This is a genomic window from Pseudomonas sp. PS01270 (genome assembly GCF_029959775.1).
GTDB lineage: Bacteria > Pseudomonadota > Gammaproteobacteria > Pseudomonadales > Pseudomonadaceae > Aquipseudomonas > Aquipseudomonas atacamensis.
On sequence record NZ_JASCPT010000281.1, the window covers coordinates 1 to 516 of the forward strand.

General features: G+C 46.1%; 1 rRNA gene. It reads left to right on the top strand.

Going from position 1 to position 516, the window contains the following annotated elements:
- Window positions 1–168: 168 nt before the first annotated feature.
- Window positions 169–516: ribosomal RNA gene (locus QMX86_RS28165) — 23S ribosomal RNA — on the top strand; the annotation flags it as partial.

A 516-nucleotide genomic window follows, 5' to 3' on the forward strand; every position in this document is an offset into this window, starting at 1 on the left:
TAGATCGTTCTTTAAAAATTTGGGTATGTGATAGAAAGATAGACTGAACGTTACTTTCACTGGTAACGGATCAGGCTAAGGTAAAATTTGTGAGTTCTCTTAGTTGAGAAATTCGAATTTTCGGCGAATGTCGTCTTCACAGTATAACCAGATTGCTTGGGGTTATATGGTCAAGTGAAGAAGCGCATACGGTGGATGCCTTGGCAGTCAGAGGCGATGAAAGACGTGGTAGCCTGCGAAAAGCTTCGGGGAGTCGGCAAACAGACTTTGATCCGGAGATGTCTGAATGGGGGAACCCAGCCATCATAAGATGGTTATCTTGTACTGAATACATAGGTGCAAGAGGCGAACCAGGGGAACTGAAACATCTAAGTACCCTGAGGAAAAGAAATCAACCGAGATTCCCTTAGTAGTGGCGAGCGAACGGGGACTAGCCCTTAAGTGGCTTTGAGATTAGCGGAACGCTCTGGAAAGTGCGGCCATAGTGGGTGATAGCCCTGTACGCGAAAATCTCTT